Origin of the sequence: Streptomyces sp. NPDC002044 (assembly GCF_040296725.1) — a bacterium.
Classification (GTDB): Bacteria; Actinomycetota; Actinomycetes; order Streptomycetales; family Streptomycetaceae; genus Streptomyces; species Streptomyces antarcticus.
Genome location: NZ_JBEOXU010000196.1, coordinates 1 through 8822 on the forward strand (window position 1 = coordinate 1; position 8822 = coordinate 8822).

The following is an 8822-nucleotide window of genomic DNA, read 5'->3' on the forward strand; positions in this document are numbered from 1 at the left end:
GGGGCCCCGCGCCCGCCGGCACGGCCGTCTCCGCCGAGCCGGGCTACACCGCCCGGTTGCGGCGGGCCGCCAGCTCGTCCGCCGGGTGGTGGCCGACCACGGTCTCGCCCGTGTCGACCCGCTCCCCGTGCAGCTGCGACAGCGCGTTCTCCACGTCCCGCCACACCACGCCCACGGCGATGCCGAAGACGCCCTGGCCGCCCTGGAGCAGACTCACGACCTGGTCCGGGGAGGTGCACTCGTACACCGAGGCGCCGTCGCTCATCAGCGTCGTCCGCTCCAGGTCCGCGAATGCGGGGTCCCGCAGGTGCTGTACGGCCGTGCGGATGTTCTGGAGCGCCACGCCGGTGTCCAGGAAGCGCTTCACGACCTTGAGGACCACCACGTCCCGGAAGCTGTACAGCCGCTGCGTGCCCGACCCGTACGCGGCGCGCACACTTGGCTCCACCAGCCCGGTACGCGCCCAGTAGTCGAGCTGCCGGTAGGTGATCCCGGCCGCGGCGCAGGCCGTGGGCCCGCGGTAGCCGACCTCCTCGGGCGCCGGATCGCCGCTCACCGGTCCGACCGGCGTCGACTCCGGCTGACGGCGCGCGGACCCCACCGTGCTGCCGTACAGCGGGTACGGTCCACCATCACTCCGTGCGGGGATGCCCCCGGTCGTACCGTCGCCCGTGATCCTCACGCCGACCCTCCGTCCTTGACCTGCCCACCTTGAAGGTAGGCAGTCACCAGGGGTGCGTCAACGATCGCCACACTCGGCACGCCGAGTGATAATCACCCTGAGAGTGGTTTCCCGTATCCGATTGCGGGGAAAGGCTACTCGAATGGGCTGGCGCTTCCCCGTGGACGACGCGGCCGGCCGCCTACTGCGGGCCGGTGCCGAAGTCCTCGGGCGAGATCTGGTCGAGGAACTCGCGGAACTTCTCCACCTCGTCCTCCTGCTCGTCGGGAATGGCGATTCCGGCGTCGTCGAGCACGCCGTCACTGCCGTAGATCGGCGTCCCCGTCCGCAGGGCCAGCGCTATGGCGTCGGACGGCCGCGCGCTCACCTCGACCCCGCTGGCGAAGACGAGCTCCGCGTAGAAGACGCCCTCCCGCAGATCCGTGATCCGGACCTCGGTGAGCTCCTCGCCGACCGCCTCCAGCACGTCCTTGAACAGGTCGTGCGTCAGCGGCCGGGCAGGGGCCATCCCCTGCTGCGCGAAGGCGATGGCGGTCGCCTCTCCTGGACCGATCCAGATGGGGAGGTACCGATCGCCTCCCACTTCACGCAGGAGCACGATCGGTTGGTTGGAGGGCATTTCCACCCGGACACCCACAACGTCGAGCTCGTTCACACAGTAACCCTAGGACCTGCCCAGCCGGTTTGGGTAGTCGGGCCCCCCTCGGTCCCTACAGACGGACCCCGAGAGCGGTCTGTACGAGCGCCTCGTGCAGCCGTACGGACAGCCCCGCGAGCTCCTTCAGGGTGGCCTCGGCGTGCGCCCGGGTCTGTGGGTTGCGGTGCCGGCGCAACGGTGCCACGACCTGCTCGACGAGCCCCGCCTCGCGGTCCGCGGCGGCCTTCATGGCCCGCAGGTGCCGCGGTTCCAGCCCGAACCGTCCCAGATCGGCCACCAGACGGGCCACGGTGACGGCCTCCGCGTCGAATCCGCCACCCGGGTCCTCGGCGAGCAGCCCGTACGACTCCCACTCGACGAGCCGCACCTCGTCCACGTCGGCGGCCGCGATGAGTTCCGCCCGGCCGATGCGTGCCGCGGCGGGCCGTTCGCGTCCCACCTCGCCGTAGATGACCGCCGGGCTGCCGGGGTCGGCGGCGTCCGCCGGGTCACGGTGCGCCGTCGGGGCCGGGATGCGGATCTGCTCACCGCGTGCGAGCGCGTCGAGCTGGTCGCGGATGACCTTCAGGGGCAGGTAGTGGTCGCGCTGCAGGCGCAGGATGCGGGCCAGCCGCTCCACGTCGTCGGTACTGAACTTGCGGTACCCGGACGGTGTGCGCCGGGGCTCGACCAGCCCCTCCGCCTCCAGGAAGCGGATCTTCGAGATCGTGACTTCGGGGAACTCGTCACGCAGCGTGGTGAGCACCGTTCCGATGCTCACCAGCCGCCCGGCCGAGCCGGCGGTGCCGTTTCCGGCACCGCCTGTCGGGGTGCGCAGCATGGGACCTTTCCTGGGTCCCCCCGGACGGGGTCTGGGGGAGGGTCAGATGCCCCGCAGGCTCGCGTAGAAGACCACCCGGTACTTGCCGATCTGCACCTCGTCGCCGTTGTGCAGGGCGACGGACTCGATCGGTTCCCGGTTCACATACGTGCCGTTGAGGCTGCCGACATCGGCGACGGTGAATCCGCCGTCCTGGCTCCTGCGGAACTCGACATGGCGCCGGGAGACGGTGACGTCGTCCAGGAAGATGTCGCTCTGCGGGTGCCGACCGGCCGTGGTCAGCTCGCCGTCCAGCAGGAAGCGGCTGCCGGAGTTGGGACCGCGCCGCACGATGAGCAGGGCGGAACCGGGCGGCAGGGCCTCCACCGCGGCCTGGGCCTCGGGAGACAGTGAGGACGACACGTGCGGTTGGCCCGACACCTCGGCCTCGTAGGCTTCGAGGCCCGAGATCGAGATGGTGGACGTGGTCTCCGAGGCGCGTTCCGGCGTCAGTCCCGCCCGCAGCGGCGCCCCGCAGTTGGAGCAGAACCGGCTGGCCGCATCACTGCGGTGTCCGCACCTGCTGCAAACCTGCTCGGCCGACATGGACGGCTCCTCGCGCCGCGGCTGCCCCGCGGAGGCACTGGTGGCATACGGGTCGGGGGCAAACCCTCCACCCGCACTTGAGGTTGATGGTTCACCGAAACCTATGCGTCCGGTACCGGCGGGGTCAACAGCCGACGCGCCGTGGGCGCCCGAAATGTCTCCCGCGCCGGGGACCTCGTCACGGAAGAGCGGGCGGTCGCCCTGGCCCTCGACGTCACCGTGCCCGGCGCGATGGCGTGCCGTGCCGCCTTCCTCGCGGTTCTTCTTGCCGAACAACTTCTCAAACAACTTCACGGGCGATTCCCCTTGACCGAAACAGACCCGCCCGTGGGGCAGGACGAACTCCGAATGCACACACCTGCCGACCCGGACATACTCACAACGTCCGTAACCACCAGACAGTTTCCACCACGCACCGCGACTTCGGTGCGCCGACCCCCCGCAGGCTTCCGCCCGCGTGAGCCGGTCCAACGCTCACCGCATCTCATGGTGATGACGACCGAGCGTAGTCAGGCTGCTTCGCCGCCCGCAAGGCGTCCACAACGATCTTCGTGGACCGCGTGACGGCAACGGCGGCCTGCTCCTTCTCCAGCGTCTGGACGACACCGCCGGGGATGTTGAGCGCGGGCTCCAGATCCTGGGACTTGCCGATCACCTTGAATTCATAGGGTTGTGTGATCTTTTTACCGTCGATCGCGACCCCACCGTTCTCCTCCGAGAAGTACGAGCCCGCCACGATGCGCACCCCGTTGATCTGGATCGCCTCGGCGCCGGCTGCCCGCAGCTCCTGGAGCGTGTCCAGCAGCTGGTCGGAGGTGACCTGGCCGGTGGGATCGGTGATCTTCAGTGTGATCCCCGGTCCCTGCGCGGCCACCGTACCGGCCAGGATGCCGAGTTGGCGCTCCTTCTCCACGGTCTGCCTGCGGGCCTCCTCGGCCTGGTTGGAGCTGCTCTCCAGCTCCTTGCGCTGGTCCTCCAGGCGCTGCTTCTCGTCCTCGAGGCGCTGGGTCCGCCCGTCGAGCTCGTCGAGGATGCGTACGAGGTCCTCCTGACGGGCCCCGCGCAGGGCGCTGTCGTCGCTGTTGGAGCGCACCTGGATGGCCAGGCCCAGCCCGAGGACGAACAGCAGCAGCGCGACGATCAGTTGGGCCCGGCTCGCCCGCGGCGGCCACAGCCCGGCCACGAGCCGCTGCCGGCCGGTCTGCTCGGGAGCGGCCGGCGCAGCCGGCGACACGGGCTCCGCGGGCGGCGGAGGTGGCGGCGGCGGCGGCTGGACGGGCGGCACGGGCGGCACGGGACCGCCGGGCGGCACGGGTCCGCCGGGCGCACCGGAGCGGCCGGGTCCCTCGGGACGCTCGGGCGGGGTGTCGTTCGTACTCATCGGCCTCACGCCCGGAACACGTGCCGGCGGATGGCCGCGGCGTTGGAGAAGATGCGGATGCCGAGGACCACGACCACGCCGGTGGACAGCTGGGAGCCGACGCCCAGCTTGTCGCCGAGGAAGACGATGAGCGCGGCCACGACCACGTTCGACAGGAACGACACGACGAAGACCTTGTCCACGAAGATGCCGTCCAGCATCGCGCGCAGACCGCCGAACACCGCGTCCAGCGCCGCCACCACGGCGATCGGCAGATAAGGCTCCACCACGGCCGGCACTTCGGGCCGGACCAGAAGTCCGACCACCACTCCGACCACGAGGCCCAGTACCGCGATCACGATGCACCCTTCTGCTGCTCTGCTGCTGTGGCTGTCCGTACGGTCAGGCTCGACGCGGCCGGCAGCCGCACCTCGTCCTGGGCGGACAGGGTGGAGCGGATTCCGTAGCTCTCCCGCAGCACGTTCAGGTACTGGCCGTCCGCCGAGTCCTGGAAGGCGGTGCCGAGGCGCTTCTTGTCCCCCACCGCCAAGACCTCGTACGGCGGTACCAGAGGCTTGTTGTCGACCAGTATCGCGTCGCCGGCGGCCCTGATCGCCGACAGTTCCGTCAGCCGCTGCCCGTTGATCGAGACGGCTTCCGCGCCGGACTGCCACAGGCCGTTGACGATCTTCTGCATGTCACGGTCGCGGAGCCGGCCCGTGTCGGAGAAGCCCGAGCTCTCGCGTGGTCCGCCGCCGCTCGACGACGAACCCTTCGCGTCGTCCACGACCAGCTTGATCCCGGGCCCGCGGACCTCGGTCGCACCGGCCAGCAGGGCGACGAGTTCCCCCTGTCCGCCGCCCGGCTGCTTCAGCGCGGCGCGCTGGCGGTCCGCGACGTTCGTCCGCAGCCGCTCGATGTCCCGCTCCAGACCGTCCGCGCGCCGGTCGGCCCGCTCCACCCGGTCGATCAGCTCGTGCCGCTCCTTGGCCAGCACAGGCGCCGCCATCCGCGCCTCGGCGGCGCCGAGCGTGACGACGAGGGCGGCGAGGACGAGACCGGCGGCGAGTCCCAGTTTGGCCTTGAGGCTGCGCGGCAGCCCCGCCGTACCGTCCGCCTCGCGCCGGGCCGAAGCCTCCGCGTAGCCCTCGTCGAGGCTGTGGTCCATCACGTGCGTCAGCAGCGACATGGAGGCGTCCGGGCGCGCGGGCGGGGACGCCGGACTCCGGTTGTGAGGCGGCTGCGACATGCCGCACATCGTCGCATGTCGGCGCCGCACACACCCAATGCGTCCGGCGGGCCGGGTACGGGAGACGCTCCCGTACCCGGCCCGCCGGACTGCGTTCGTACGCGGATCAGCGCGCGGCGGTCACTGGCCGCCGTCCACCACGCCCGCCCACTCGTCGAGCAGGGCCTGCGCCGAAGCGTCGTCGGGGCCCTCGGCCCACAGGTGGGTGACGGCCTCGGCCGGATCCGGGAGGACCAGCGCCCAGCGCCCGTCCGCCTCGACCACCCGCACACCGTCGGTGGTGTCCACCTGCCGGTCTCCGGCCGCCTCCACGACCCGTCGCATGACGAGCCCCTTGACGGCCCACGGGGTCGGCACGTCCCGCTTGAGCACGTGGGCCCGGGGAATCCGGGCGTCGATCTGGCTCAGCGTGAGCTGCGTCCGGGCGACGAGACCGAGCAGCTGCACGAAGGCGGCCGACCCGTCGATGACACTGCCGAACTCGGGGACGATGAAGCCGCCGCGGCCGTCCCCGCCGAAGATGGTGTTCTCCGCCCGGCCGACCCGCGTCAGGTCGTCCGGGGAGGTGGTGGTCCACTCCACCTGGGTGCCGTGGTACGCGGCCACCTGCTCGGCGACGCGCGTCGTGGTCACCGGCAGCGCCACCTTGCCGCTGCGCTTCTCCGCGGCCACGAGGTCGAGCATGACCAGCAGGGCCCGGTCGTCCTCGATGATCCGCCCGCGCTCGTCCACGAGCGAGATCCGCTCGCCCACCGGGTCGAAGCGCACACCGAAGGCCGCACGGGCGGAGGCCACGATCTCACCGAGCCGCACCAGCCCGGCCCGGCGGGACTCGGTGGTCTCGGTCGGCCTGGACTCGTCGAGCCCGGGGTTGATCGTCAGGGCGTCCACGCCGAGCCGGCCGAGGAGGCTGGGCAGGACCAGGCCGGCGCTGCCGTTGGAGGCGTCGACGACCACTTTGAGGCCGGCGTCGCCGATCCCGGTGATGTCCACGCGCCGCAGCAGCGAGCCGGTGTAGGCGTCGAAGACGCTGCCCGGGAACTGGAGGTCGCCGATCTCTCCGGGGAACGCGCGCCGGTACTCCTGGCGTGCGTAGACCCGGTCCAGCTTGCGCTGCTGCTGGAGCGAGAGGTCGGCTCCCCGCTCGTCGAGGAACATGATGTCGACCGAGTCCGGGACTCCGGGCGAGGTCCGCAGCACGATGCCGCCCGCGCTGCCGCGTGCGGTCTGCTGCCGCGCGACGGGCAGCGGTACGTTCTCCAGGTCGCGGACGTTGATGGCGCTGGCCTGGAGCGCCGAGATCACGGCCCGCTTGAGCGCTCTCGCGCCTCGGGAGTGGTCTCGGGCGGTGGTGACGATCGCGCCCTTCTTCAGGGTCGTCGCGTACGCCCCGGCGAGCCGTACGACGAGCTCGGGCGTGATCTCCACGTTCAGGATGCCGGAGACGCCGCGCGCCCCGAAGAGGTGGGCCTGTCCGCGGGACTCCCAGATGACCGACGTGTTGACGAAGGCGCCGGCCTCGATGGTCTTGAAGGGGTAGACGCGTACGTTCCCCTGGACGATCGACTCCTCGCCGACGAGGCACTCGTCACCGATGACGGCGCCGTCCTCGATCCGCGCGGCCCGCATGATGTCGGTGTTCTTGCCGATGACACAGCCGCGGAGGTTGCTGTGGGGGCCGATGTACACGTTGTCGTGGACGACAGCCTTGTGCAGGAAGGCGCCGCTCTTGACGACGACGTTGGAGCCGACGACGGTGTGCTCGCGGATCTCGGCGCCCGCTTCCACCTTGGCGTAGTCCCCGATGTACAGCGGTCCTCTGAGCACCGCGTCAGGGCTTACCTCGGCGCCTTCGGCGATCCACACACCGGGTGAGATCTCGAAGCCGTCCATGTCGACCTGGACCTTGCCCTCGAGCACGTCGGCCTGGGCCTTGACGTAGCTCTCGTGCGTGCCGACGTCCTCCCAGTAGCCCTCGGCGACGTAGCCGTAGATCGGCCGGCCTTCCTTCATGAGCTGTGGGAAGACGTCTCCGGACCAGTCCACGGAGACGTCCGCGTCGACGTAGTCGAAGATCTCCGGCTCCATCACGTAGATGCCGGTGTTGATCGTGTCCGAGAACACCTGGCCCCAGGTCGGCTTCTCGAGGAAGCGCTCGACCTTGCCTTCCTCGTCCACGATGGTGATGCCGAATTCCAGCGGGTTGGGAACCCGGGTCAGGCAGACGGTGACGAGGCCGCCCTTCTCCTTGTGGAACCGGATGAGATCGGTGAGGTCGAAGTCGGTGAGCGCGTCGCCGGAGATCACGAGGAACGTATCGTCCTTCAGTGCCTCCTCGGCGTTCTTCACGCTGCCGGCGGTCCCGAGTGGCTTCTCCTCGTTGGCATAGGTGAGCTCCATCCCGAGTTCTTCGCCGTCACCGAAGTAGTTCTTGACGAGTGACGCCAGGAACTGCACGGTGACCACGGTCTCGCTGAGCCCATGCCGCTTGAGCAGCCTGAGCACATGCTCCATGATCGGCCGGTTGGCCACCGGCAGGAGCGGCTTGGGCATGCTCGAGGTCATTGGGCGAAGACGGGTGCCTTCGCCACCGGCCATCACGACGGCCTTCATGTCGGAAGAGTCCTCCTTGAGAGACGACGATCTCGCCGACCTCACCCGTCTCGTACGGTGACTCCGCAAGTGCTCCGCGTCATCAGGCGCTGAGCGAGCTCAATCGGCCGTGGGTTCCGCCTTGACGAGACGGCGGACCTGCACCACGTACAGCACTCCTGCCCACCAATAGAGGGTTGTACCCCATCCGGCGAACGCCCATCCCAAAACTGAACCCGTCCAGGCCAACCAGCCCGTGCCGTCACTGAGCAGCAGCAAGGGGAACGCGTACATCAGATTGAAGGTCGCGGCCTTGCCGAGGAAGTTGACCTGCGGCGGCGGATACCCGTGGCGCCGCAGAATCCACACCATCACCAGCAACATCAGCTCGCGGGCCAGCAGGGCTCCGGTCAGCCACAGGGGCAGGATCTCCCGGTAGGTCAGCCCGAAGAGCGTGGACAGGATGTAGAGCCTGTCCGCGGCCGGATCGAGCAGCCGTCCGAGGTTGCTGATCTGGTTCCAGCGACGGGCGAGCTTCCCGTCCAGGTAGTCGCTGATTCCGCTCAGCATGAGGACGGCCAGGGCCCATCCGTCGTGCTCGGCGAGGATCAGCCACAGGAACAGGGGCACGCCGGCCAGGCGAGCCATGCTCAGGATGTTCGGAATGGTGAAAATTCGGTCGGTCTGAACCCGAGTCTCCTGGACCTCCACCCGGGGGCCTCCACTGACGGTAGAAATGTTGAACGATGCACCCTGACCCTACAGGAGAGCACTGACGGGCCCGGAACGCAGAAAAGCCCCGCACCATAAGGTGCGGGGCTTTCCCACAATAATTGTTCGGCGGCGTCCTACTCTCCCACAGGGTCCCCCCTGCAG

Annotated in this window: 9 protein-coding genes; all 9 read right to left on the reverse strand. The window is 69.7% G+C overall.

What is annotated here, in order from left to right; translation table 11 throughout:
• Window positions 1-43 precede the first annotated feature (43 nt).
• Window positions 44-682 carry a MerR family transcriptional regulator gene (locus ABT106_RS29145; RefSeq protein WP_351283269.1) on the reverse strand — a complete coding sequence of 213 codons (639 nt, stop codon included), beginning with the start codon at window positions 680-682 and terminating at the stop codon, window positions 44-46.
• Between the two features lie 181 nt (window positions 683-863).
• Window positions 864-1337, reverse strand: coding sequence for a bifunctional nuclease family protein (locus ABT106_RS29150; protein WP_007262890.1), 474 nt, complete (start codon window positions 1335-1337; stop codon window positions 864-866).
• A gap of 55 nt (window positions 1338-1392) precedes the next feature.
• Window positions 1393-2160, reverse strand: coding sequence for a transcriptional regulator FtsR (gene ftsR, locus ABT106_RS29155; RefSeq protein WP_351283272.1), 768 nt, complete (start codon window positions 2158-2160; stop codon window positions 1393-1395).
• 42 nt (window positions 2161-2202) lie between these two features.
• Window positions 2203-3147, reverse strand: a complete 945-nt coding sequence (locus ABT106_RS29160) for an FHA domain-containing protein (RefSeq protein WP_351283281.1) — start codon at window positions 3145-3147, stop codon at window positions 2203-2205.
• A gap of 82 nt (window positions 3148-3229) precedes the next feature.
• The gene (locus ABT106_RS29165) at window positions 3230-4126 is read right to left on the reverse strand and encodes a DUF881 domain-containing protein (RefSeq protein WP_502979516.1); all 897 of its coding nucleotides are present in this window, start codon (window positions 4124-4126) and stop codon (window positions 3230-3232) included.
• Between the two features lie 5 nt (window positions 4127-4131).
• Window positions 4132-4464: a small basic family protein gene (locus ABT106_RS29170; RefSeq protein WP_112452698.1), complete on the reverse strand. Its 333-nt coding sequence runs from the start codon at window positions 4462-4464 to the stop codon at window positions 4132-4134.
• Entirely contained in the window at window positions 4461-5363 is a 903-nt protein-coding gene (locus ABT106_RS29175) for a DUF881 domain-containing protein (RefSeq protein ID WP_351283284.1), read from the reverse strand. Before ABT106_RS29175 ends, ABT106_RS29170 begins: the two co-directional genes overlap by 4 nt.
• 111 nt (window positions 5364-5474) lie before the next feature.
• Entirely contained in the window at window positions 5475-7967 is a 2493-nt protein-coding gene (locus tag ABT106_RS29180) for a sugar phosphate nucleotidyltransferase (RefSeq protein ID WP_351283278.1), read from the reverse strand.
• A gap of 99 nt (window positions 7968-8066) precedes the next feature.
• Window positions 8067-8657 carry a cardiolipin synthase ClsA gene (clsA, locus tag ABT106_RS29185; RefSeq protein WP_267726010.1) on the reverse strand — a complete coding sequence of 197 codons (591 nt, stop codon included), beginning with the start codon at window positions 8655-8657 and terminating at the stop codon, window positions 8067-8069.
• Window positions 8658-8822 lie beyond the last annotated feature (165 nt).